The 24142-nt window shown below is 57.6% G+C and carries 25 protein-coding genes; 8 read left to right on the top strand and 17 right to left on the bottom strand.

The genetic code is table 11. The features are described 5' to 3' along the window. Window positions 1–142 precede the first annotated feature (142 nt). The 8 genes from AUC45_RS14825 to AUC45_RS16130 form a co-directional block, all read right to left on the bottom strand. The gene (locus tag AUC45_RS14825; protein WP_067604305.1) at window positions 143–847 is read right to left on the bottom strand and encodes an aspartate/glutamate racemase family protein; all 705 of its coding nucleotides are present in this window, start codon (window positions 845–847) and stop codon (window positions 143–145) included. Window positions 848–942: 95 nt separating this feature from the next. After that, window positions 943–1896: an alpha/beta fold hydrolase gene (locus AUC45_RS14820; RefSeq protein WP_067604303.1), complete on the bottom strand. Its 954-nt coding sequence runs from the start codon at window positions 1894–1896 to the stop codon at window positions 943–945. Window positions 1897–1903: 7 nt separating this feature from the next. Beyond that, on the bottom strand, window positions 1904–2263 hold the full coding sequence (locus tag AUC45_RS14815) for a hypothetical protein (RefSeq protein WP_067604301.1): 360 nt from the start codon (window positions 2261–2263) through the stop codon (window positions 1904–1906). A 25-nt stretch (window positions 2264–2288) separates the two neighbouring features. Next, window positions 2289–3686 (bottom strand): NAD(P)(+) transhydrogenase (Re/Si-specific) subunit beta, encoded by a 1398-nt coding sequence (locus tag AUC45_RS14810; protein ID WP_067604585.1) that lies wholly within the window; start codon window positions 3684–3686, stop codon window positions 2289–2291. A 161-nt stretch (window positions 3687–3847) separates the two neighbouring features. Beyond that, complete coding sequence (locus AUC45_RS14805) at window positions 3848–4129, bottom strand: NAD(P) transhydrogenase subunit alpha (RefSeq protein ID WP_067604299.1); 282 nt, start codon at window positions 4127–4129, stop codon at window positions 3848–3850. Then, entirely contained in the window at window positions 4129–4284 is a 156-nt protein-coding gene (locus tag AUC45_RS15805) for a hypothetical protein (RefSeq protein WP_156423898.1), read from the bottom strand. Before AUC45_RS15805 ends, AUC45_RS14805 begins: the two co-directional genes overlap by 1 nt. After that, the gene (locus tag AUC45_RS14800) at window positions 4281–5402 is read right to left on the bottom strand and encodes an NAD(P) transhydrogenase subunit alpha (RefSeq protein WP_067604297.1); all 1122 of its coding nucleotides are present in this window, start codon (window positions 5400–5402) and stop codon (window positions 4281–4283) included. Before AUC45_RS14800 ends, AUC45_RS15805 begins: the two co-directional genes overlap by 4 nt. 63 nt (window positions 5403–5465) lie before the next feature. Further along, complete coding sequence (locus AUC45_RS16130) at window positions 5466–5588, bottom strand: hypothetical protein (RefSeq protein ID WP_255356327.1); 123 nt, start codon at window positions 5586–5588, stop codon at window positions 5466–5468. A gap of 460 nt (window positions 5589–6048) precedes the next feature. Here AUC45_RS16130 and AUC45_RS14795 point away from each other — a divergent pair, with 460 nt between their 5' ends. Both AUC45_RS14795 and AUC45_RS14790 read left to right on the top strand, forming a co-directional pair. Beyond that, window positions 6049–7482, top strand: coding sequence for a sigma-54 dependent transcriptional regulator (locus tag AUC45_RS14795; RefSeq protein WP_067604295.1), 1434 nt, complete (start codon window positions 6049–6051; stop codon window positions 7480–7482). Window positions 7483–7513: 31 nt separating this feature from the next. Further along, the gene (locus AUC45_RS14790; protein WP_067604293.1) at window positions 7514–8281 is read left to right on the top strand and encodes an SDR family NAD(P)-dependent oxidoreductase; all 768 of its coding nucleotides are present in this window, start codon (window positions 7514–7516) and stop codon (window positions 8279–8281) included. A gap of 1 nt (window position 8282) precedes the next feature. Here the strand turns inward: AUC45_RS14790 and AUC45_RS14785 are convergent, their stop codons facing one another. The 7 genes from AUC45_RS14785 to AUC45_RS14755 all read right to left on the bottom strand — a co-directional run bounded on the left by AUC45_RS14785 (window position 8283) and on the right by AUC45_RS14755 (window position 16205). Next, entirely contained in the window at window positions 8283–9449 is a 1167-nt protein-coding gene (locus tag AUC45_RS14785; RefSeq protein WP_067604291.1) for an alkaline phosphatase D family protein, read from the bottom strand. 82 nt (window positions 9450–9531) lie between these two features. After that, complete coding sequence (folP, locus tag AUC45_RS14780) at window positions 9532–10659, bottom strand: dihydropteroate synthase (RefSeq protein ID WP_067604583.1); 1128 nt, start codon at window positions 10657–10659, stop codon at window positions 9532–9534. 123 nt (window positions 10660–10782) lie between these two features. Then, window positions 10783–11568, bottom strand: a complete 786-nt coding sequence (locus tag AUC45_RS14775; RefSeq protein WP_082701209.1) for an outer membrane protein — start codon at window positions 11566–11568, stop codon at window positions 10783–10785. Between the two features lie 256 nt (window positions 11569–11824). Then, a complete protein-coding gene (locus AUC45_RS14770) occupies window positions 11825–13108 on the bottom strand; it encodes an NADH:flavin oxidoreductase/NADH oxidase family protein (RefSeq protein ID WP_067604288.1) in 1284 nt (427 codons plus the stop codon). Between the two features lie 75 nt (window positions 13109–13183). Then, window positions 13184–14335, bottom strand: coding sequence for a site-specific DNA-methyltransferase (locus AUC45_RS14765; protein WP_067604581.1), 1152 nt, complete (start codon window positions 14333–14335; stop codon window positions 13184–13186). 285 nt (window positions 14336–14620) lie between these two features. Continuing rightward, complete coding sequence (locus AUC45_RS14760; RefSeq protein ID WP_067604286.1) at window positions 14621–15544, bottom strand: calcium/sodium antiporter; 924 nt, start codon at window positions 15542–15544, stop codon at window positions 14621–14623. A 25-nt stretch (window positions 15545–15569) separates the two neighbouring features. Next, the gene (locus AUC45_RS14755) at window positions 15570–16205 is read right to left on the bottom strand and encodes a ribonuclease HII (protein WP_067604284.1); all 636 of its coding nucleotides are present in this window, start codon (window positions 16203–16205) and stop codon (window positions 15570–15572) included. Between AUC45_RS14755 and AUC45_RS14750 the strand changes: the two genes are divergently transcribed. From AUC45_RS14750 to AUC45_RS14725, 6 genes are all read left to right on the top strand, one after another. Further along, window positions 16204–17367 (top strand): PQQ-dependent sugar dehydrogenase, encoded by a 1164-nt coding sequence (locus AUC45_RS14750; RefSeq protein WP_067604282.1) that lies wholly within the window; start codon window positions 16204–16206, stop codon window positions 17365–17367. The genes AUC45_RS14755 and AUC45_RS14750 overlap by 2 nt on opposite strands. Window positions 17368–17425: 58 nt before the next feature. Next, entirely contained in the window at window positions 17426–17974 is a 549-nt protein-coding gene (locus AUC45_RS14745) for a GNAT family N-acetyltransferase (RefSeq protein ID WP_067604281.1), read from the top strand. 56 nt (window positions 17975–18030) lie between these two features. Next, a complete protein-coding gene (locus AUC45_RS14740) occupies window positions 18031–18585 on the top strand; it encodes a DUF1285 domain-containing protein (protein ID WP_067604280.1) in 555 nt (184 codons plus the stop codon). A 4-nt stretch (window positions 18586–18589) separates the two neighbouring features. Then, complete coding sequence (locus tag AUC45_RS14735; protein WP_067604279.1) at window positions 18590–19189, top strand: CoA pyrophosphatase; 600 nt, start codon at window positions 18590–18592, stop codon at window positions 19187–19189. A 12-nt stretch (window positions 19190–19201) separates the two neighbouring features. After that, entirely contained in the window at window positions 19202–20389 is a 1188-nt protein-coding gene (locus tag AUC45_RS14730; protein ID WP_067604275.1) for a CCA tRNA nucleotidyltransferase, read from the top strand. 256 nt (window positions 20390–20645) lie between these two features. After that, complete coding sequence (locus AUC45_RS14725) at window positions 20646–21203, top strand: hypothetical protein (protein ID WP_067604273.1); 558 nt, start codon at window positions 20646–20648, stop codon at window positions 21201–21203. A 95-nt stretch (window positions 21204–21298) separates the two neighbouring features. On the opposite strand, the gene parC is transcribed toward AUC45_RS14725, so the two are convergent. Together parC and AUC45_RS14715 are read right to left on the bottom strand one after the other, a co-directional pair. Next, window positions 21299–23596 carry a DNA topoisomerase IV subunit A gene (parC, locus tag AUC45_RS14720; protein ID WP_067604270.1) on the bottom strand — a complete coding sequence of 766 codons (2298 nt, stop codon included), beginning with the start codon at window positions 23594–23596 and terminating at the stop codon, window positions 21299–21301. Window positions 23597–23698: 102 nt separating this feature from the next. Further along, complete coding sequence (locus AUC45_RS14715; protein ID WP_067604269.1) at window positions 23699–24121, bottom strand: hypothetical protein; 423 nt, start codon at window positions 24119–24121, stop codon at window positions 23699–23701. Window positions 24122–24142: the final 21 nt, after the last annotated feature.

Here is a 24142-nt window from a genome sequence, read left to right as displayed (position 1 = left end):
AAGCGACCCGAGAGCCCGGAATTTGCAGCGGTACAGAAAGACTACAAATTCATGACGGCACGTAGAGAGCCCAAGGCCTCGCCGCATCCCCCAAATAGAGAGCCCTGCGACCAACCGTTCCGGCATAGGGTTGAGTTGCGGACTAGTTAACTTCGTCGGAGCCGAGAATCCATTCAGCCGCTGCTTCGCAATGGATTACGGTCGAATCAAACACTGGCAGGACGTTCGCCTTGGTGTCGACGATCAGATCAAGTTCGGTGCAGGCGAGCACTATCGCGTCGGCTCCTTCCTGCTCCTTGTTGGTGATGATCGTTTTTAAGGCGCGTTCGGAATCGCGCCTGATCTTCCCGACCATAAGCTGATCGTAGATGATCCGGTCGAGCGTTTCGACATTGCCCATGTCGGGCGGAAGGATATCGATCCCGTGTGCTACCAGGCGGCGCCGGTAGAACCCTTCGGTCATGACATTGCGCGTGCCGAGCAGAGCGACATTCTTGATGCCCGATGCTTTGAGCTTCATCCCGACACATTCGGCGATATGAATGATCTCAACATCGACCTCGGCTTCGATATCACGGTAGACCCGGTGCATCGAGTTCGCGCCAATCAGCAGCGCCTCTGCCCCGGCATCCTGAAGCCGTTTGGCGCTTGCAACGAGCACTTCGGTTGCGCGTGACCAATCTTCGTCTGAATTCAATCCGTGCAGCTCGGTGAAATCGAGGCTTTCGATCAACAGTGGCGCGCTCGCCATGGGACCTGCGCCTTTCTGGATGAAGCGGTTGATCCGCTCGTAATACAGCGCGGTTGAGACCCAGCTCATACCGCCGATTAAACCCAGTTTGCGCAAAGTGGCCCTCGAATCTGCAAATCAATTCAGCAGGGTGTAGCGATGAAGCCTTGCCACAGTCCAGTGAAGGATAAACCCGAAGGCTTTTGAGGGGTTTACGTGGTTTCCGACAGATTCATCATCCACTCTTTGAGCGTTTCCAAAGTGGCCTCCGGCGTTTCTTCGTGAGGCAAATGGCCGATACCCGGATAGCTGACCATTCTGGAGCGCGGCCAATTCTCGTCATACCAATTGCATGACGGCATCGGGATCAGCGGATCCTCCTCTCCGCACAGGATGAGAGCGGGCACGTTCACCTTGGCCAGCTGTTCTGCTTCGAACGAAGTGCGGGGGTTGGAAAAGCGGGCAATGGTTGCCTCACGATTGCCGGGATAGCGCAGCAATTCCCAATAACGATCGACGACGTCATCGGTCATGATCGTCTTGTTGCTGACCATCTCTTCAAAGGAGTCTTCGATCATGGAACGCGGTGTGATCTGCGCCATGATCTGATTGATGCCGGGCGTCTGCGCGAGCTTGTAGGTTAGGCTGGATGTTCGATCGCCTCGAACGGGAGCGCCGCTCGCCCCGACGAGTACCGCGCCGGCAAGACGTTCAGGGTGCGCCATCGCATAGGCCGCCGTGTGCGAGCCGCCCATCGAGCTGCCCGCCAGGATGAATGTCTCGAGCCCCAAGCTGTCGGCGACTTCATCGATATCGGATACGAAATTGTCGAGCGAGTAATCGCCTTCAGGATCGGGCCCGGTCAGCCCGTGGCCAACCTGATCGAAGCGAATGACACGGAAAGTATCGCTGAGCCCTTCCACCCACGGCTCCCAAGTGTGAAGATCGGCTGCGGATCCGTGCAGGAGCACGATGGCCTGCGCATCTCTTGGCCCTTCATCGCGAAGGTGCACTTTCACGCCGTTGCCTATCTCGACAAATTGCGAAGGTTCGCCGCCATATTTTGCGCGCATTTCAGCGGGGTCGGTGTCAGGCGTGCGGAGCAGCAGAAACGCAATGCCCAGCACCACGGTCAAGCCCAATACGATGCGCAGAGCCCACTTCATCGCGCGATCAAAGCCCTTGCATCATCAGATCAAAACCGCAGCCACCTGCTACCGTCACCACTGTCTCAATCGCTTCGCGATCATCGACCCGGCGCAGCCGACCAAGCGCTTCTCCGGTGGAGCTTGGGACAGAGCCCTCACCCTCTTGCGGAGCGAAGCGTTCGAGTTTGCGCAATTGGGTGATGGTCAACCGGTCCACTAGACGCGGGGCCATGCATTCGGCCATGGGTATGGGAAGGCCGTTGTCGAGCAAGGCCTGTTCAACGCGCGCTTCGGTGACCTGCTCAACCACACCATCGCGGCTGAACAGCAGATAGCCGCCCGCCAAACCTGCGCACACAAGCAGCAGAGCAATCACCCATTTCATCGATCAATCCCCTCCCGAATTGAGCTTAGTCCAAGGCTTTGACGATTTCCTCGACCATCTTCTTTGCGTCCGAGAGAAGCATCACGGTCTGGTTCATATAGAACACATCGTTATCAACGCCCGCATAGCCGACACCGCCCATAGAACGCTTGATAAAGAAGACTTGCTTTGCCTTATCAACATCAAACACGGGCATGCCGTAGATTGGCGACGACTTGTCGGTTTTCGCCGCTGGGTTCACCACATCATTCGCGCCGATGATGAAGGCGACGTCGGCTTGCGCGAATTCTGAATTGATGTCTTCCAGTTCGAACACTTCATCGTAGGGCACGTTTGCCTCTGCCAGCAACACGTTCATATGCCCTGGCATCCGGCCTGCCACGGGGTGGATCGCATATTTGACGTCGACGCCTTTCTCTTTCAGCGCATCCGCCATTTCGCGCAACACGTGCTGGGCCTGCGCGACCGCCATGCCGTATCCGGGAATGATGATGACCTTTTCGGCCTGCTCCAACATGAAAGCTGCATCATCCGCGCTGCCTTGCTTGTAAGGACGCTGTTCGCGGGGCTCGCCGCTCACACCCCCGCTGTCATCCGCACCAAAGCCGCCCGCAATCACGCTGATAAAGCTGCGATTCATTGCCTTGCACATGATGTAGGAAAGGATTGCACCCGACGAGCCAACGAGAGCGCCGGTGATAATCATCGCCGAATTGCCGAGCGTGAAGCCCATCGCCGCCGCTGCCCAACCCGAATACGAGTTCAACATCGAGACAACGACCGGCATATCCGCGCCGCCAATGGGGATGATCAGCAGGAAGCCAATGGCAAAAGCGAGCACTGTGATCGCCGGGATCATCCAGCCCTCACCTGCTCCACCTTCGGGTGAGACAGCATACATGCCGACAAGCCCGAGGATCGCAGCAAGCGTGCCAAGATTGATGACATGGCGGGCAGGAAGCAGGATCGGCGACCCGCTCATTTTGCCCGATAGTTTGAGGAAGGCGATGACCGAACCTGAAAACGTGATCGCGCCGATGGCGATACCAAGGCCAAGCTCAATCCGGCTGACCAGCAGGATTTGACCCGCATCATCAGTTATTCCGAAAGCCGCCGGGTTCAGCCAAGCTGCAAGCCCCACGACAACCGCGGCAAGACCAACCAGCGAGTGAAAACCAGCGACCAGCTCCGGCATGGATGTCATCGCGATCTTGCGCGCAATGACAAAGCCAATCGCGCCGCCAATCCCGATGGCAATCGCTATTTCATACCAAGTCGCAAGCTGGTGGGTGATGAGCGTTGTCCCCACCGCCAGCACCATGCCGACCATCCCGTACCGGTTGCCCGCGCGGCTGGTGGCAGGGCTGGACAGCCCGCGAAGTGCGAGGATGAAGAACACGCCGGCCACGAGATAGGCGAGCATAGCCCAGGCAGGTGTACCCGTATCGCCCGTCGCCGCGTGAGCTGGCGTCGCAAGAAAAGTCGTCACCCCAGCGAAAGCTGGGATCGCTAAATATCGGGCGCGGAGCGGGCCGAACGAGATCCCAGCTTTCGCTGGGATGACGGAGGTGAGCTTTTCCATCCTCACTTCTCCTTCTTCTTGTACATCGCCAGCATTCGCTCAGTCACGGCAAAGCCGCCAAAGATATTCACGCTCGCAAGAACCACCCCGAACAAGCCGAGATATTTTGCAATAGGACTGCTTGCCTCAGCAGCCGCAATCAGCGCGCCGACGATAATCACCGAAGAAATCGCATTGGTCACCGCCATCAAAGGCGTGTGGAGCGCAGGCGTGACCGACCAGACCACGTAATAGCCGACGAAACACGCCAGCACGAAGATCGAAAGGATTGAGATAAAGTCCATTATACTTGCGCCCCTGCGCTGATTTGATCGACATCGCGTGCGTTGTCGCGCAGCGCCATATCCTTCCCAAAGGTGTATCCTGCGACGACAACCAGCAGGGCCGCCACCCACCATTTATGCTTCGTGACGAATTCGCGCGCTGCCTCGAAATTCACCCATTCAGCCTTTCATTCACGATCTCGCCGCCCTTCGTCAGACGAATGGCATCACCAATCTCTTCATCGAGTTCGGGCTTGCCCGCTTCCTTGTCCCAGAAGGCAGAGAGGAAGTTGAAGTGGTTGCGTGAAAACAGCGCGGATGCGTCCGCGGCAAGGTGCGCTGGCGTGTTGGCAAAGCCGATGATTTTGACGCCGTGCTTTTCGACCGTCTTGTCAGGTTCAGAGCCTTCGACATTGCCTCCTTGCGGGGCGGCAAGATCAAAGATCACACTGCCCGGTTTCATCGTCGCGATTTGCGCATCGGTGATCAGCACCGGCGCAGCGCGTCCGGGGATCAGTGCGGTGGTAATGACGATGTCCTGTTTGGCGATGTGCTCGCTCACCAGCTTTGCCTGAGCAGCCTTGTACTCATCGCTCATCTCGGTGGCATAACCGCCTGAACCTTCGCCTTCGATCCCTTCAACATCGGTGACAAAGATCGCTTTAGCGCCAAGACTTTCGATCTGTTCCTTGGTGGCAGAGCGAACATCGGTGGCAGATACCTGAGCGCCCAACCGCCGCGCGGTCGCAATCGCTTGAAGCCCTGCAACGCCCACACCCATGATAAAGCATTTGGCGGCCTGCACAGTGCCAGCCGCTGTCATCATCATCGGGAAAGCGCGGCCATAGGTATCCGCTGCCGCCAGAACCGCCTTATAGCCGGCAAGGTTCGATTGGCTGGACAGGACATCCATTGATTGCGCACGCGTGATGCGCGGCATGAATTCCATCGACAGCGCTTCAAACCCTGCCTTCGCGTACTCTTTGACCAGATCGCCTTTTTGAAAGGGATCGAACAAGGCCGCGATCATGGCGCCCGATTTTGCGCCTTTCAGCAGTTCCACCTCGGGTGCCTGAACGCCGAGAACAATATCAGCGTCCTTTACCGTGGATTCTGCCGTGCCAACGCTCGCGCCCGCTTCGGTGTAGGCTTCATCGGTGATCGAAGCAGTGAGGCCAGCGCCTTTTTCGACGAAAAGTTCATTGCCAAGGCCGGCAAACTTTTTGACCGTTTCCGGCGTCGCCGCAACGCGCGTTTCACCCGCGCTGCGCTCTTTCAAAATGGCAATTTTCACAAATGCGCCCCTGTTAACGGCTCTTTGGCCAGGCTCTTTATCTCTCCGATGCGTTATCGATCCCTAGTCAGCGATCAGCGAGATCACGAAAAGAACGATCACGGCGATAACGGGGATGGAATATTTCAGCGCGCTCATGAAGCCACCATAGGTCTCCCGCGCCTTTTCCATGTCATGCGTGCTCATTGTGTGAGTTTTCCCTCTTCAACCAAGTTTGATGTCTGATTTCGGATCCCAATTGGTTACCGAAAGCTTGCTTAAACCATCCGTTATCACACTAGACAACGGGGAGGTGGGCATAAGGTTGCGACAAATTTACCGCAAGCCTTGTTGGATGCGGGGTTGCATTGTCCGTTAGACCCAAGACTGGGCCCCTGCCAAAACCCGCCAAATTGTTAAATCCTTTATAAAATTTCATCCCGTTCATGTTCCCGTACCGAACGGCGTGCGAGGGCTCAAGCTCACTCATTTATCAGTCACGCAAAGTCAGGGCTTGCGGCTGGCCGCGCTGAAGGAGCGGCTCAGAATGGGTCGAGACGTGCATCGGGACTAACAGCCTTAACACCGTATTTACTCGATGATTCTATGCCCGACGAACGTTTCACCCCGGGACGATTGCCGGGGCATCGGAGGGTCCTTGCCAATCATGGCGGAGACAGAACAGCAAACAGACGCGCGTCTGGTCATGTTGATCGATGATGAGCCTGCACAGTCGCGGCTAATCTCGGCAATCGCTGCGCGTGAAGGCTGGCGCACACTGGTTGCGCCTGATGCTGACACCGCGATTGCCACGTTGGGCACGCGTGAAGGCATGCAGCTGTCCGCGATCCTTCTTGATCAATGGGTGCCGGGCGATGATGCCTGCGCGCTGATTGCAGAACTTAAAGAGCGTCGACCTGCCCTCCCCATTTTGATGCTGACGACCAGCGCTTCGCCGCTGCTTGCAGTTGAAGCGATGCGAGCAGGTGCGAGCGATTACCTCGTCAAACCCGTTTCGCCTGACCGTCTGATGGAAGCGCTTCGTGCAGTGACAACACGCGAAGCACCACGCGATGAGCTTGCACCGCTCACGGAGAAGATGTCAGCGAGCCTCGATTTTGATGCGATGATTGGCACCGCGCCAGGCTTTCGCACCGCGCTTGCGAAAGCTGCCAAAGCGGCTCGCGGTCACGGCCACGTCCTGATCGAAGGGGAAAGCGGCACGGGCAAAGAAATGCTGATGCGCGCCATGCACGCATCCTCGCCGCGCTCAAAAGAAGCGTTGCGGGTCATCAATGTCGCAAGTGTTCCGCCCAATTCGATCGAATCCGTGCTGTTCGGGCATGAACCAAACGCTTTTCCCGGCGCATTTGACCGCCAGATAGGCGCAATGCAGCACTGCGATGGCGGCACCTTGCTTCTGGACGAAGTGGACCGGTTGCCCGCTCCCGTACAAAAACGCCTTGCCGAAGCGCTCGACACCGGGATCGTTCGTCCCGTTGGCGCCGCGCACGGTTTCCGCATTGATGTGCGCCTGCTGACCGCAAGTAATTTCCCGCTCAAAACGCTGGTCGCAGCCGGTCAGTTCGAAAAAGATCTCGCCAAGAAACTTGGCGCCACGCTGATCGCCATTCCTCCGCTGAGGGAGCGCACCGGCGATATCACCGCCCTGACGCGCCACTTCCTTGCGCGCATTGGTGAACAGCCGGGATTGAAGCATCTCTCAGTCTCCGACAACGCACTCGCGCTGCTTTCGGCATTCGATTGGCCGGGCAACGTTCGACAGCTGCAATCGGTGTTGTTCCGCGCGGCCGTCTATTGCGAGGGCGATTCGCTTACTGACGAGAGCTTCCCGCAACTGTCCGAGCTTCTGGGCGATCAGAAAGAGAACGCCACCAATCACCTCCACGAAGGTGTGGGCGTGATGCTCTACACCGAAGACGGTAATCTGCGTCCGCTCGAAGAGATCGAGGCGGACGTCATTCGTCTTGCCATCGGCCATTATCGCGGCCGTATGACAGAGGTGGCGCGGCGTTTGGGCATTGGCCGTTCGACGCTCTATCGCAAGCTCAGCGACCTTGGCATCGACAACGTAGCTTGATTGCGCGCAGCGTTGGGCTAAGGCCCGCGCCATGACAAATCCTGCAGACTTTGAAGGACGCATCGCGCTTGTCACGGGCGCGTCGTCCGGGATCGGCGCTGCCTGCGCTGAATTGCTTGCCGAACGCGGCGCTGCCAAGCTTATCCTCGTGGATGTGGACGAGGCGGGTATGGCTGCGCTTGATCTTGGCAAAAGCGAGGCTGTGCGCATCACGGGCAGCGTTGCAGATGAAGCTTTGTGGGATGATCTTGGGCCGCAGTTGGAAGGTCTCAATCACGCTGTTGTAAATGCCGGGATTGGCACGGGCGGCGCGCTTGCAGATATCACGATGGCCGAGTGGCGGCGCGTGATGGATGTGAACCTCGACGGTGCATTTCTCACCATGCGCTCAGCGATTCGGGCGATGCGCGACGGAGGCAATGGCGGAAGCGTTGTGATTACCGCCTCAAGCACTGGGGTTAAACCAGTCCCCGGGACAGGGCCCTATGGCGTATCCAAGGCAGCCGTTGCTCATATGGCACGGATGGCAGCGGCTGAAAACGCTGTCGCCAAAATCCGCGTCAATGCAATTGCACCCGGCGGCGTCGACACGGCGATCTGGGAAAGCGGGCCTGATTTTGTCGCTGCCGTGGCAAAACACGGGCGGGAAGCTGTCATTGCCAATATGGCGAAGACGACGCCTCTCGGCCGCTTCGCAACGTCGCGAGAAACGGCTCAGAACATCCTCTATATGTTGAGCGATGCCGCCCCCAATCTCACCGGTCATGTGTTGGTCGATGATGGGGGCTTTACGCTTTAGCTTACCATTCGACCGTTCGCGTCACCCGCTCTTCACCCTCGCTGCCGCGCATTGACATGGTGAAAGTGCGATTGTCCCAATCGATCTCTATCAAGCCAAAATTCTCCTCAGATATAAAGTCAGTAAGACGTTTGGGATCGGGTTCGCGGGCCGTGTTCCGTTCGGTGCTCGAAAATGAATAGTTGAGCGATGAACTGGTGAGCTCCCAGATCATTTCGCCCTTGGTTTCTGGCGTAGCATCCGCGTAGATGCCGCCTGCATGGCGATCGCCTGAGAGAAGAACCATCCCGCTTTCCTCGCGGTTTGCCAGCATCTCGTAAAGCTTCGCGCGCTCCAGAGGCAGCGCTTCCCAGCTTTCATAATTATGCGCGTCGGTCAAAACTTGAATGGAGGAAGCGATGATCCGGAAATCGGCAGGCTTGGCGAGCTCTTGCTCAAGCCAGTTCCATTGGGCGTCACCCAGCATCGTCTTCGAAGCATCTTCGCTCGGCACATAGGGGCCAAGCGGCGGCCAATCGGGCGTGTATTCAATTCGATCAAACTCAGAACGAAAGAAACGGGTGTCGAGCACAATCACCTGGGTGCGCTGCCCTTCAAGGCCGAAAATCCGGCTTTCATAAACGCCGGGGCGCGAGCGAACTTCTTCTGACGAATTCCAGAAAGTCTCGAAGATCGTCTCGGCCCACCCGCGGTGGGCAAAATTTGCCCCGCCATCGTTAAAGCCGAAATCGTGATCATCCCAGGTCACCATCATGGGGACTTTGGCCATAAAATCGGCCAGCTCCGGGGTGTTCGCCTGCACCCCATAGGCATCACGCAGCGTGCCCAGCGACGCATCGCCCGCCCACCTTTGATCGCCATAATTGTTGTCGCCGATAAACAGGAACAGCTGCGGATCAGCTGCCGCAATCTTGCTCCATATGGCTTGCGAACGCAGTTGGTGATTGCAGCTGCCAAAGGCGAGGCGGGTGATGACAGCATCGGACGCAAGCGATGCATTGGCCGGTGCGACAGGCAATTCAACGCTTTTCGAAAGCTTCGCGTAGTACGGCGCCAAGAGGTCTTCGGCTGACAGCGGCACTTCGCCATGATCATCGGCAGTCACAGGCGATGTGGCGAGTGCAGCGATAGCAGTGGTAGCAGCGGCGAAGATCGAAAGACGGCGCATCGACGTTTCCTTGAATTGAATGATCAGGCATTTCTTATGGTTGCTTCATGACGCAATTGCGACGCGGAGCGAAGGGCACGGATTAAATGGCTGGCAATTGGCTGAAATCGGTCAGCGCTGCATCGCGCAATCCGCGCCATACATTTCGAGCCTGAACGGTTTCTGCAACATCGTGGACCCGCAACACATGGACGCCCGCCTCCATGGCGCGCATCGCAAGGGCAATGGATCCGCCGAGGCGTTGATCCGCATCTTCTTCGCGACTCAGCGCGCCGATCATCCGCTTACGGCTCGCGCCCACCATGAGTGGCGATCCAAGGGCATGGAACAGCGGCAAGGCATTCATCAGCGCGAGGTTATCGCCAAGAGATTTGCCAAAGCCGATACCGGGATCGAGCATGATGTGATGTTCCGCAATCCCCGCTGCGATTGCTTTGGTGCGTGCGTCTTTCAGGAAGTCGAACACTTCGCTCACCACATCTAGATACTCGCCGCCATCGTGCAGGTTTTCGCCAGCACCCGGCGCGTGCATGAGGATGACGGGACAGCCGGAGTTCGCGGCAAGTTCGCTCATGCGCGGATCGTACCGCATAGCGGAAACGTCGTTGGCGATCTGCGCGCCAGCTTCCAACGCTGCCTCCAAAACGCCTGCGCGCCTCGTATCGACGCTGATTGCTGCACCCATGCTGGTGCAATATTCGACCGCCGGGATCACCCGCTCAATCTCGTCGCCTTCGAAAGTGGCCTGCGCGCCGGGGCGCGTACTTTCCCCGCCTATGTCGATGATCGACGCGCCTGCTTCCAGCATAGCAGCGGCATGCTCTCGCCCCGCCTCCGCTGTGTCGAATTCACCGCCGTCCGAGAAACTATCAGGCGTCACATTGAGGATGCCCATCACTTGCGGCTGATCGTACCGGATAGTGCGCGCACCGACATCCCATGGCTCATGCGCTTTTTGGAGATTGGCCCACTGCGCGCGCGCTTCCTCAGACAATGTACCGCCCGGCTCATTGAGAGCGCCGTCCGCGTCCTTCAATCCGAAGACGCGGCGATGCGTCACCGCTCCATCCTCGCGCACCACCAGCGCAAACCGGCTGGCATAAGCCATTGAGCCTGCGAGCCGGATTGATGCCGGACCTTCCTCTCCCGCTTCGGATTGCGGAGAGGCGCTGAGGCCAATGGGATGGAGGTAGATTGCTGCGCTGCTCATCGCTCCGGGCTTACTCAGCCTGGCTGTATCGAGCAACTTGGCCGCGCTCATGCGCCCACAAAAAAGAAGCCGGACGTTTCCGCCCGGCTCCTCTTCATAACTCGTTTCTTTTCAACTTTGACTTCAAAGCTTGAAGCGGACACCCGCCGAAATGATCGACTGCGCGCTTTCAACGCCAAGCGTTGCTGGCAGCAGGTCAAGCTCGATATCGGCATCGCTGAAGTTGGAGCGGTAGGTATACTGGCCAAAAATCTCAGCTTGCTCGGAAAGCTCAAAGCTTGCGCCGGCCATCGCCTGATACGCGAACGAACCGTCGCTATCATCGCCAACAAGCACGCCTGATGGGCTGTATTCAACGTCAGTCGACTGATAGCCGACACCGGCGCCGACATAGGGCTTGAAACCACTGCCGGTCTGAATGTCATAAAACACGTTGGCAAAGATGCCGAGGTTCGAAACATCACCTTGCCCGTCGGCAATCACGGCACCCACTGTCGGGTTTGCAGCGTCGGGCGTGCCGCGAGTGAGCACGGCAACGTCCACAGCGTCGATGTTGGCACCGCCGACGGTCAGACCGGTGTGCGTGTCGACATTGTATTCGTTGTACGTGCCTTCCAGTTCAGCACGGAAACCGTTGCCGAAATCATAGCCAATCTGACCAGAAATCGCGAAGCCGGTGTCGTTCTCGGTTTCCCAAGCAAGTTCAGTCCCGGCGGGAATCTCACCGAAATCGGGGGTGGCAGGCACAGTGGCGTCAAACTCGCCGGAATTGTTGCTGTCGCTTGGCAGAGCGACGCCGCCGCTTACGCCGACGTAAATGCCGCCGTCATCATCTTGTGCCTGGGCAATTGAGGGGATCGCCAACGCGCTCATAGCTACTGCGCCAAGAGCAATTGTACGAATAGACATGGTATTCTCCTTAGGGGTGCGGCCCGGTGTTAGTGGGGACGAGCCGCAGAACAGTTTTTCCCGTCCAATCCCGGTGATTGAACCGGGATGCCCTATGATACGAAGTAACCTGAATATAAGTTGCAAATGATTGTCAGTAAAAGGTGAGGCGTGCCGCAAATGAGGCGGTGTGAGCAAGGCCGAAACTCAACCTAAACCTAACATTAACAGCAGGATAGGGGCGTCTCTTAGCAGCGATCAAAAGCGCTGCGAGCGTCTAAGCGCGGCTCGCTTTCAACCTTTGAGCATGCTCTTTTTCAACCGATCGCCAGGCCTTGAAAACGGAAAGATCGGGGTCTGTACGCCCGGTCCTACCCAGAGCGTAGATCTGCATGTAGAACCAGAATTGCGTGGCAAACCCTGCCATGGCTCGCACCGTCTTGATCCCTTCAAGAAACTTGAGCGCGCCGGGTAGCAATGACAGCGTTTTTTCAGCGCTCGGCAATTGGTCAGCGCCTTCAAGGATGCGTTTTGCGCCATCGGTCTGGACGCATAGCGGACGGCCAAGGCCCACCACGTCGGCAGCGCCGCTCGAAACTGCCTGTTCCATCGCCGCCCTGCTGCGGAAACCGCCGGTGACCATCAGCGGCACATCAACAGCATCCTTCATCGCCTTTGCGAAATCGACAAAGTATGCCTCCCGCGCGACCGTTGAGGATGCGACGCCGGGATTGTCGGCAGGCTCCATCCCTTCAATGCCGAGCAGCTTGGGTTGTTCGTAGGTGCCGCCAGATATCTCAATCAGATCAACGCCGCGTTCCTGCAGCCAGGTGACGACCTGAAGGCTGTCTTCGAATTCAAATCCGCCTTTTTGAAAATCCGCGCTGTTGAGTTTGACGCTGATCGGGAAAGCTTCACCCACTTCTGCGCGCGATTGTTCGATCACGGTAAGGAGCAGGCGGGCACGATTTTCAAGGCTCCCACCCCAGCGATCATCGCGCTGGTTGGAGCGTGGGCTTAGGAATTGCGAGATGAGATAGCCATGCGCTGCGTGGATTTGGACGCCGGTAAAGCCGACTTCCTTGGAGATCCGAACCGCCCTCACGAAGCCAGCTATGATCTCTTCAATTTCCGCATCTTCAAGTGCAACTGGCTCTCCAAACTGTCCGCCTGGTAGGCCCAACTTCACCGCCGACGGCGCTTTGGGATGCGGATTGATAGTCGAAAATGTCTGCCTTCCCGCATGGCTGATCTGGGCCCAGAAATGATTGCCATTGCGCGTTGCAGCGTTTGTCCAGCGCTGGAAAACAGCGCGCTCATCATTGTCCAATTCGCGGTCAATTATGACGTTGCCGGGCCGCTCCAGATGGTCGCGATCGATCTGGATATTGCCCGAAAGCAGCATCCCGCAGCCGCCATCCGACCAGATGCCATACAGTCTTTCAAGCTCCTCGGTGGGAATGCCCCGCGCATCGGCCAACCCTTCCGTCATCGCGGCCTTGGCCAGGCGATTCGGAAGCTGCGCGCCGCAAGGCAAGCTAAGCGATTGTGTGAGCGACATTTCTGGAACCCCTCCCTATTTTTAACGGAAAGGCATACCATAGCGCGGAATTTTGAATAGGTTTTAAATCGAGATTTAATCTTCGCTGGCCAGCAGATGGAGCTGTCGCGCAGCGTCAATCTGCACCACTTCACCGCCCTTTTCGTAATGCCAGAATGTCCAGCCATTACAGCTTGGCGCGCCTTGCAAATCCTTGCCCAGTGAGTGGATCGAGCCAGTCTGCCCATTGCAATCAAGCGAACCATCGGCCCGGACGATCGCGACCCAGCGGCGTTTCTTGTCGAACACCTTTGTGCCGGGCGCGATCTGTCCGGTTTCCACCAACGTCCCGAAGGCGACCCGGGGCGCGGATTTTCGTGACTGCATTGTCTTAAGAGCGCTTTCGTCGAGAGGAAGTTCCTTCTCTATGCGTTTATACGCAATATTCTGATAGAATTCCTCGCGTTCACAGCCCACCCATTGCCGACCAAGTCGCTTGGCAACGGCACCAGTAGTGCCCGTTCCAAAGAAGGGATCGAGCACGACATCTCCTGCTTCGGTCGTTGCGAGCAAAACGCGGTACAAAAGACTTTCAGGCTTTTGCGTTGGGTGCGCTTTCTTGCCGTCTTCTTTTAGCCGTTCCGAGCCTGAACAGATGGGCATTACCCAATCGCTGCGCATCTGCAGTTCATCATTGAGCGTCTTCATCGCGCGATAATTGAAGTGGTAGCGCGATTTTTCGCCCATGCTTGCCCAGATCAATGTCTCGTGCGCATTGGTGAACCGGGTGCCCTTGAAATTGGGCATGGGATTGGTCTTGCGCCAGATTATGTCGTTGAGGATCCAGAAACCCATGTCCTGAACCGCCGCACCCACGCGGAAGATGTTATGATAGCTGCCAATGACCCATAGCGATCCGTCTGGTTTCAGAACGCGGTGCGCTTCGGCAAGCCAAGCGCGGGTAAACTCATCATAGGCGCGGAAACTGTCGAACTGATCCCAGTGATCGGTGACAGCATCAACCTGGCTTCCATCGGGTCGATTTAGATCGCCGCCCAACTGCAGATTGTAAGGCGGATCAGCAAATACGAGATCGACGCTGTTGTCGGGCAGAGTGCGCATTGCCTCAACGCAATCGCCGCCAAGGATCGTACCCAGCGGAAGGCCCGGAATGGGGCGCGCATCGGCAACCTTGGGCGCTTTCGCAACGCCTGCCGGTTTCAATTTCCCTGTCTCAATCACGCCCATCTTGCTCGCCTCAAATCTCTGTCCCAGATCGGGATTCCAGCACTTATCCACAGGCATGGAGTCTCCGAGGACTCCGCGTCAAGCGCTGTTTTTGAGGCAGTTATGGTTAATGGCTCGTAAAGACTCGAGATCACCCTGCGGAACGAATTAAGAACCCACAAGATGTGGAGTCTCCGGCGTTTGGCGGGACTCGACATAGAGGGGGTCACGAAACTGTGACCTTGCGGACTCGAAATATTGAAAAATCTTTTGTGAACGCTCAATCACGCTCAACATTCGGCCACTTCATGCAAAAACGAAGGCGGTGTTCGCCACGAATGCTGTCAGAAGCGCTGTACCGATCACACGCCCGATGCTGCTCGCTTTCCACAAGATCAGTAGCAAGATCGCTGCGCTAGCGGTGAGCAATGCCATCTGCAGGCCTGCCAGCTCAGCCGGAAGGGGCAGCGGAGCGATGCTCATGGTTGCTCCGCCGATCAGCAGGATATTGTAGATATTGGAGCCGACCACATTCCCCAGTGCGAGCCCCGATTTGCCGCGTAAGGCCGCTGCAACGGATGCTGCAAGTTCCGGCAGGCTTGTCCCCACAGCGACAACGGTGAGGCCGATGACGGTTTCTGGCACGTTGAAGATTGTCGCCAGATCGATTGCGCCTGTCACAAGCGCGTTGCCGCCTGCGATAAGAACGCCAAGCCCCGCGACGAACAGCACGATGGCAATCCACAGCACAGTGGGGGCCTCGTCCGCATCCTCATCCATGCCAGCAGCGCCTGGGTGGCGATATCGCCAGATGATGTAGACGAGGATTGCAAGCAGCAGGCCTGCACCAATCCAGATCGATCCGACTTGCGCAATCGCCAAACCCCACAATAGCAAAGTCGCACCCAGAGCGACCACGGCATCGCGCCGCCCGGTCCCTGTCAGAGCAATGGGCATGACGAGGGCCGTCGCGCCAAGGATCAAGAGAGTATTGGCGAGGTTCGACCCCACCACATTGCCCCACGCAATCTCAGGGGAACCTGCAAGGCTGGCCTGAACGCTGGCCACCATTTCGGGCATGCTTGTTGCAAAACCGACAATCACAAGCCCGGTAAAAAGCGTCGACACGCCCAGTTTCTGCGCAATGCCCACAGCGCCGCGAACCAGCAGCTCACCGCCGATCGCAAGGCCGACAAGGCCGGCAAGACTGAGAAGAATGGCTTGAAGCATCGCGGGCGTTTAGGCGTGAGGAGCCTTAAAACAAAGACGCTTGCGCGACGGGTGCGAATGATTGGCGATGCAGGGGTGTGGGACCATGAACGCGCAACGCTTCCATATGCTCTTTCGTTCCATATCCCTTGTTCCGTTCCCACCCATATTCCGGATGGTCTTTAGCCGCCTCGATCATCATGCGATCGCGCCATTCCTTTGCGATGATGGACGCTGCGCTGATACCCGGCTCTACCGCGTCGCCGCCCACAATCGCGCGGGCGCGCCATCGCCATTCTTCGCATCGGCCCTTCGGCGTTTGATTTCCATCGATCAAGACTTCGCATTGCTGCCCGTCCAGTTGAGCCGCCAGGTCGCGCACGCACCGCGTCATGGCGAGCATCGTGGCCTGAAAGATGTTTACCCGATCAATTTCGGCAGGCTCGATCACGGCAACGGCCCATACGCACTTTTCCCGGATGGCGATATCGAGCCCTGCACGGCGCTTTGCGGAAAGCACCTTGGAATCCGCCAACCCTGCGGGTAGATGAGCGCCAACAGCCACCGCTGCTGCAACAACGGGCCCTGCCAATGGGCCCCTGCCCGCTTCATCCACTCCGATGATAACAGGGCGCGATTTGGCAGCGGTGCCAACAGGTTTATCCGGAGTTGTTTGATCCATGACTGTCTCTTCGAAACTCGCTCTTTCTCTCTCACTCCCAGCCATCATGGTCGCAAGCTGCAGCAATGCCGAAACCGGGGATAGCGCCGACACGCGAAGCAGCGCTGGCGATTTCTCGGTTGAAACCATGGGCGTGTTTGAAGAGCCATGGGCGATTGAGTTTGCGCCTGGCACGGGCGTCATGTTCATCACGGAAAAAGCTGGCGTCCTGAAAATCATGGACACATCGACCGGCGAAATTGGAACGGTAAGCGGCGCACCTGAAGTAGCCTATGGCGGCCAAGGCGGGCTTGGCGATATTGCCTTTCTCCCATCAGAAGCGGATCAGGAACTGACAGGCCGCACCATTTATCTCTCATGGGCCGAAATGGGTGACGGCGAAACGCGCGGCGCAGCATTGGGACGCGGGACGCTTTCCTGCGACGCGACTGATTTGTGTGCGATCGAAGGGCTTGAAGTTATCTGGCGCCAGTCGCCGAAAGTGACCGGGCGCGGCCACTATTCGCATCGCATTCTTGTCTCACCCGATGAGCAATACCTTTTCATCGCGAGCGGTGACCGGCAAAAGCAGGATCCCGCGCAAGACAAGACCAATACCCTTGGCACCATGGTTCGCCTGAACCTTGATGGGACACCTGCAGAGGGCAATCCCTTTGCTGATGAAAGCGGAGTGCCAGACGAAATCTGGTCTTACGGCCACCGCAATATCCTCGGCATGGATTGGGATGCTGAAGGCCGCCTCTGGGAAGTTGAGCACGGCCCAGCTGGCGGAGATGAATTGAACCTCGTTGAACGCGCGGCAAATTATGGCTGGCCCACCCGCTCCAATGGCGACAATTACAACGGCGTCGACATTCCTGATCACACCGAAGACGATGGTTTCACAAAACCTGCGATGCACTGGACCCCGGTGATCGCGCCGGGCGACATGATCATCTATTCTGGCGATATGTTTGCACCCTGGAAAGGTAATGCGCTGATCGCAGGCCTTAAGTCGGAAGCAGTAGTGCGCGTTGCGATTGACGGGTCGAACGGCACTGCGAGCGAAGAAGAACGCCTCGAAGTCGGCGGCAGGTTGCGTTCGATAGAACAAGGGCCTGATGGCGCGATCTGGGTTGCAGAAGATGGCGATGCAGGTCGGCTGCTAAAGCTCACCATGTGACGGTGTTAGTGCAGATCTAATTCGCTGCGCCATTGCGACATCATCCGCTTACAAATCCATGTCCTCTCAAACAGCATCCCTGATCCCGCTCGCCAGCGTGGAGCCCACCATGGTGGAGACGCTGCTGGACCGCGCGTTCGGCGCTGATCGCCATGCGCGAACTGCCTATCGCATTCGCGCTGGGATGGAGTGTCTCGATGCCCTCAGTTTTGCCGCGCTTGACGAGGAGGAAATGCTGGTCGGCACAATCCAGTGCTGGCCTATTGCCTTGCGGGAAAAGAAGGCGCGCAATGAGGAAGGCCGCGCGGTACCGCTGATTATGGTCGGTCCTGTTGCCGTGCTACCAGAAAGACAGGGCGAAGGCTTTGGCCTCGGATTGATGGCGGCAATGCTGGACGCTGAGAAACACCTTGCCGCCAACGGGCAAACCCCGCTTGCCCAGGTTCTGATTGGCGATGCCGACTATTACGGGCGCTGGGGATTTTCCGCTGCAATGACGGGCGGCTGGCGCTGCCCTGGACCATACGAACAGGAACGCCTGCTGGCGCGCGGCACTGCCATTGCTGCCATGCCCGCTGAAGGCATGCTTGGCCCCTGGGGAGAATGAGCGGCCAATAACCACTTTCCCAGTGCGCCCGCTTCTGCCATCGATCATCAAACACTATGCCATACGATCCCCCACCCTACCTCGCTGAACTCACTCTTGCGCAGATCGCTGATGAAGTAGCGCAGCGCAAAATCCCGCCTGTCGAAACCTGGTCCCCGCAGCATATCGGGGAAAGCGATATGCGCATTGCTGCTGACGGCACCTGGTATCACGAGGGTGGTATAATCCATCGCCCGGCGATGGTGCGCGCGTTTTCGTCTTTGCTCATCCGCGATGAGGCAGGTCAACACTGGCTCCAGACCCCGGTCGAAAAGCTCAGCATCGAAGTTGATGATGCCGCCTTTGTCGCGGTCGATTGCGTCGCAAAGGAGGGTGAAATCGCGCTTCGGCTGAACACCGACGAACTGGTTCTGGTTGGCCCCGATCATGGGCTGCGTGCGGCAGGCGATCCGGAAACGCCTGCCATCTATCTGCATGTCCGTCGCGGATGCGAGGCGCGCCTCAATCGTTCCACCTACACGCAATTGGCCGAGATCGCGATGGAGACGAGCGGCGATGATTGGCTGGTGACGAGCCAGGGCGCGATCTTTTCCCTGATTGCGACAGGCTGACCCTGTGAGCGCGCTGTTTGATGAACTCGCGGCGCTCTATGAAAAAGGGCATCGCGAAGAGCTCAATGGTCTTTTGACCGATGCAGAGCTTGCCGATGGCCGCGCCACGCCAGCAGCGGTGTTGATTGCGGTTGTAGAGCATGACGCCCCCACCGTGCTACTGACCCAGCGTCCCACAACGATGCGCGATCATCCCGGACAGGTGGCATTTCCAGGCGGCAAGATTGATCCCGGCGAAGACGCTGTCGCCGCAGCCCTGCGCGAAGCAGATGAAGAACTCGCGCTCCCTCGCGAAGCTGTGAGAGTGATCGGCACAACCGACACCTATCACACAGGAACAGGCTTTATTGTGACGCCAGTTCTTGGAGTTATCGAGCCAGGCCTACCGCTTGTCGCCAACGCAGACGAAGTCGAGGCTTGGTTCGAAGTGCCGCTTGCCACCCTTCTCAATCCGGAATGCTGGACTGAACGCAGCACCATTTGGAAGGGCCGCAATCGCCGCTATCTCGATATGCACTATGACGGGTTTCGCATCTGGGGCGTAACCGCTGCCATTTGCTATAACCTATCGAGGCGGATTGCCGCAGGAAAGCTGCGCATCTAAAGGGGCAGTACCATGCCCAAACCGATCGCTCCCACCTTGCCGCGTGCACCATGGACAAGCCGCGAAGCTTTATCGCAGCTAACTGCGGCCTTGGGCGCTGAAAACATGCGCTGGGTGGGCGGCGCGGTTCGCGACACATTGCTCGATATCGAAGTGAATGACATCGACTGCGCCACCACTCACCGGCCAGAGACCGTGATCGATCTTTGCGCAAAGGCAGGCATTCGAACCGTCCCGACAGGTATCGATCACGGCACACTCACAGCTGTTTTCGATGATTGCACGATTGAGGTGACGACCTTGCGCCGCGATGTTGCGACCGACGGACGGCGGGCGACAATTGCGTATGCGCAAGAATGGAAAGAAGACGCGGCAAGGCGCGATTTCACCATCAACGCTCTGTATGTGCATCCCGAAACGCTCGAGATTTCAGACTATTTCGGCGGCCTCAAAGACCTGGCAGCTCAGCGCGTGCGCTTTATCGGTTCGGCGCGCGATCGGATTGCCGAGGATCATTTGCGCATTCTTCGGTACTACCGTTTCCAGGCCCGTTTCGGGGCGGAACTCGATGAAGAGGCAGAGGAAGCCTGCGCGGACATGGCCGAGACGATGAAAGGCCTGAGCCGTGAGCGCGTGTCTGATGAATTGCTCCGTTTGCTCACCCTGCCCGATTGCCACCCTACCATCGCGCGAATGCACGAACGCGGCGTCCTGAAAGTCATTTTGCCTGAGACTTGCAATGCATTCATCGCCGATCTTGCTGGGTTGATGGCAGAGGAGGAGCAGCAAGGTTTCGCGCCCGATCCCGTTCGTCGCCTAGCAGCGCTGCTTCCAACTTCGCCCGATATTGCCGAGACCGTTTCCGCACGCCTGCGGTTTTCAAAAGCGCAAAGAGCGCAATTGGTATCAGCCGTCAGTCGCGATGATGACGATCAGGTCAACCCTCGCGCCCTTGCCTATACCATCACGCCTCCCTTCGCGATTGATCGCCTGCTATTGCTTGGGGCTGACGCAAAGCTGCTTTCCGACTGGCAGCCCCCTACCTTCCCATTGAAAGGCGGAGAGATCGTCGCGCGCGGCGTCGATAAAGGCCCTGATGTCGCAAAAACGCTTCAGAAGGTCGAACGGCGCTGGGTCGAAGAGGGGTTTCCTGGCAAGGATCGCGTCGATGCCATGCTGGAAGAGGAACTGGGCAAATAGCGTCCTGGCCTCGTTTGCCCACACACCACAGCCCACCGAATGAAAGGCTCGCATTGTCCCTTTTCAGTACACCCAGCGCACGCAATCGGGAACAGAGCGCGCGGTTGTTGCATTAAGTGGTTGTGGGGATTCGATCTTATTCATGCGAGGTGCTCGCACCTCTGATTGCCATTGACGGCACATCATGCGCTGAGCGCGCGTGAGACCCACAGCCGCATTCCTCTCTAAACAACCGGATACAAGGAGAATTTTGGAAATGAAATTTGGTAAAGTAGCACTTGCAGTCGCTCTCGTCGCGGGCACTTCAGTCGTAGCGAGCGCGCAAGACGCAGGCACGGTTGTTTACGGAAATGACGATGCTCCGGTTGGCACGATCACCAGCAATGTCGATGGGATCGTGACGCTCGATACGGGTTCATACAAGGTTCCGCTCCCAGCAGATCTTCTTGCTGAGCGTGAAATCGGTTGGACTGCAAACACCACCAAGGCTGATCTCAACGCCATGATGGCAGCAGACGAAGCTGAAGCCGAAGCGAAAATGGATGCTGCTCTGATCGTCGGCGCCGAAGTGATGAGCGCAGATGGCATGCCAGCGGGCAAGATCCACCTCGTCGACAAAGACCTCGATCAGTACATCCTCATGCGCGATGACGGCATCATCACTCTGAAGCGCGAATTTTTCGCTTTTGGTGAGAACGACGTGCTTATGGTTCGCATCACCGAAGAGCAGATCGCTGCAAACGTGACGGAAGTGCCAGAAGGCGCTGTCATTCAAACTGCAGGCTCTGCAAGCGATGGCACATCGGGCGGCTAAGCCACTTTCGGATTGACCGGATTAATACAAAAAACCGCGGGAAAGCTCAGTGCTTTTCCGCGGTTTTGTTTTGCCATGCTTAGGCCAACGTTTTCTTAGAAGCGGTTGTTTTTTGGAAAGCCTTGTGGTGGCAAGCGCCCGGCGGCTCCGCGTGCAACTTTCCACTGCCAGATTTCGGTCTCTGTACGGGTGCGTTCGCCCGATCCGCCCATCTGCCAGCTCAAGCCCTCTTCCAACTTGAAAGTCGTCGCATCCGACAGCCCGCCATCTCGATAGCGTTGCAGCATCACGCCCTGCCCGCGCGCCATCACAGGCATTTCTTCAAGATTGAATACGATTAGCTTGCGATTGTCTCCAACAGCGGCGACGTGATCGTGGTCCTTCTCCACCTCACGGATGACTTGCAGTTTCGCGGTGCCCTTAAGGTTCACCACCTGCTTGCCCTTTTTCGTTTCGGCAACCAGCTCGGCAGTTTCCGCAACGAAGCCCTTGCCATTTGAAGCAGCCAATAGGAGACGTCCGCCATCCTTGTGCACGAGCATCTTCGCAATGCTCGTGTCGGCTTCAAGATCAATCATCGTGCGCACCGGCTCGCCAAAGCCGCGCGCACCAGGCAGTTTGTCGCAACCCAGCGTGTAAAACCGCCCATTTGCCGCCGCGATCAGCAGCTTGTCGGTCGTCTGCGCATGAACGATGTCGAACAGCGCATCGCCCTCTTTGTATTTGAATTCCTGTGCCAGATCGACGTGGCCCCTCGCCGCCCTGATCCATCCTTTTTGCGAAAGGATCACGGTGATCGGCTCTTTCTCGATCATCGCATCCATTGAGAATTCGACCGCAGGGGCGGCCTCTTCGATCAAGGTGCGCCGACGGCCAAGCTCGGTTTCCTCGCCATATTCCTTGCGTAAAGCCGCCATGTCTTTTTTGAGGCGCGTGCGCTGGCGTTGCGGACTGTCGAGCAGTTTTTGTAAGGCTTCCTGCTCTTCCAGAAGCGCGGTCTTCTCATCGCGCAGCTTCATCTCTTCAAGCTTGCGAAGCGAACGCAAACGCGTGTCGAGGATCGCTTCGGCCTGCCGGTCAGTGAGATCAAATTCGGCGATCATCACCTTCTTGGGTTCATCCTCGTACCGAATGATCTCGATCACGCGGTCGAGATTAAGGAAGGCGATGATATAGCCCTCGACCAGTTCCAGCCGCTTCGCGATCTGATCGAGGCGATGTCGTGTGCGGCGTTGGAGAATGTCGATCTGCGCGGCGATCCAGTTCTGGAGCAGTTCCTTCAGCCCCATAACCATCGGCGTGCGGCTGGCATCGAGCACGTTGAGATTGAGCCCAAACCGCGTTTCCATATCGGTGAGCTTGAAGATGCTCTCTTTGAGCAGTTCCGGGTCAACATTGCGGCTGCGCGGCACCAGCACGATGCGGATGCTCTCATCGGATTCGTCGCGCACATCTTCGAGGATAGGGAGCTTCTTGTCCGCAATTGCCTGCGCGATCTGCTCGATCAGCTTGCCCTTGGCGACCTGATAGGGGATTTCAGAAATGACGAGCTGCCATTGCCCCCCGCCCAGCCGCTCAATGCCCGCTGCAACATCTTCGGCCTTGTCCGCCTCAGGGGCGTGAAAACGCCCACGCAAACGGAACGACCCGCGCCCAGTGGCATAGGCTTCCGAGATTACCTCGGGGCTATCAACAATCTGCCCGGCTGTCGCAAAATCCGGCCCCTTGAAGACGCCCATCAGCTCTTCGTGTGTCACATCGCGATTGAACAGCACCAGCTCGGCTGCATCCAAGACTTCGGCAACATTGTGCGACGGGATGTTGGTCGCCATCCCCACCGCAATCCCGCTAGCCCCATTGGCGAGCAGATTGGGGAACAGGCCCGGCATGATCTCCGGTTCCTGCTCTTCGCCATTATAGGTCGGGATGAAATCAACCGTGCCCTGATCCAGCCCTTCCATAAGCTGCATCGCCGTCTTGGTAAGGCGGCATTCGGTGTAGCGATAGGCAGCCGCGTTATCACCATCGACATTGCCGAAGTTGCCTTGGCCTTCAACAAGCGGATAGCGCAGCGAAAAATCCTGTGCGAGGCGCACCATCGCATCATAGGCGGCAGTGTCGCCATGTGGGTGGTATTTACCGATCACCTCACCCACAACGCGGGCGGATTTCTTGAACGTACTCGTGGGCGTCAGGCCCAATTGCCGCATCGTCCAAAGCAGCCGCCGGTGAACAGGCTTCAACCCATCGCGCAAATCCGGGAGCGAGCGGGCGGTGATCGTCGAGAGCGCGTAAACAAGATACCGCTCCTCCAACGCCGCATCAAAGGGCGCATCGGTGATAAGGTCAAATTCGTCCTTGGGGGAATCGTCGGAAAGCGTCGTGTCTGCCATTCAATTCGCTTAGCAAGCACCGCGCGCACGCGGGAGAGGGGTTTCCACAGACTTCGCCTAGATGAGGGATGTCGTCATCTGAAAAACCATTCGCCCCTTCATTCAATCCAAGGGCCTTGCCTTGATCGACAAATCCAGCGGGATCTTTGAGATGTTTTTCAAGGCGACCACAATCTGTCCGTTCTTGGGCGTAAATCCAACGCCAGCGCCGTACGTGCCGATTGCATAGATGCCATTTTCGATAACGCGTCGGCCATCGCTTTCGAACACGCCGGCGCAATTGGGGAATTTCAGATTCTCGGGATCCGCGCGCCACCCCTGACATTTCAGGGCTACTTCTGATTCTTCTTCAACGCTGAACCCCACCATCAGCGGCTCATTTGCGCGAAAGGTATAAATCCGGAACTCGCCGGGCTGCAGTCGCACAATGCCGTCTGTTTCGGCAGACGCACTGGCTGCGGATGTCGCAAACCCAATCGCCGCAGCAAACGCCAATGCTTTGCGAGCTACTGAAGAAAAGATCATCGACCTCGCCCCTTTTCAAAA

Origin of the sequence: Erythrobacter sp. YT30 (genome assembly GCF_001542875.1) — a bacterium.
GTDB lineage: Bacteria > Pseudomonadota > Alphaproteobacteria > Sphingomonadales > Sphingomonadaceae > Erythrobacter.
Note: the sequence above shows the minus strand (reverse complement) of the source record. Positions and strands in the feature narration are given on the sequence as shown.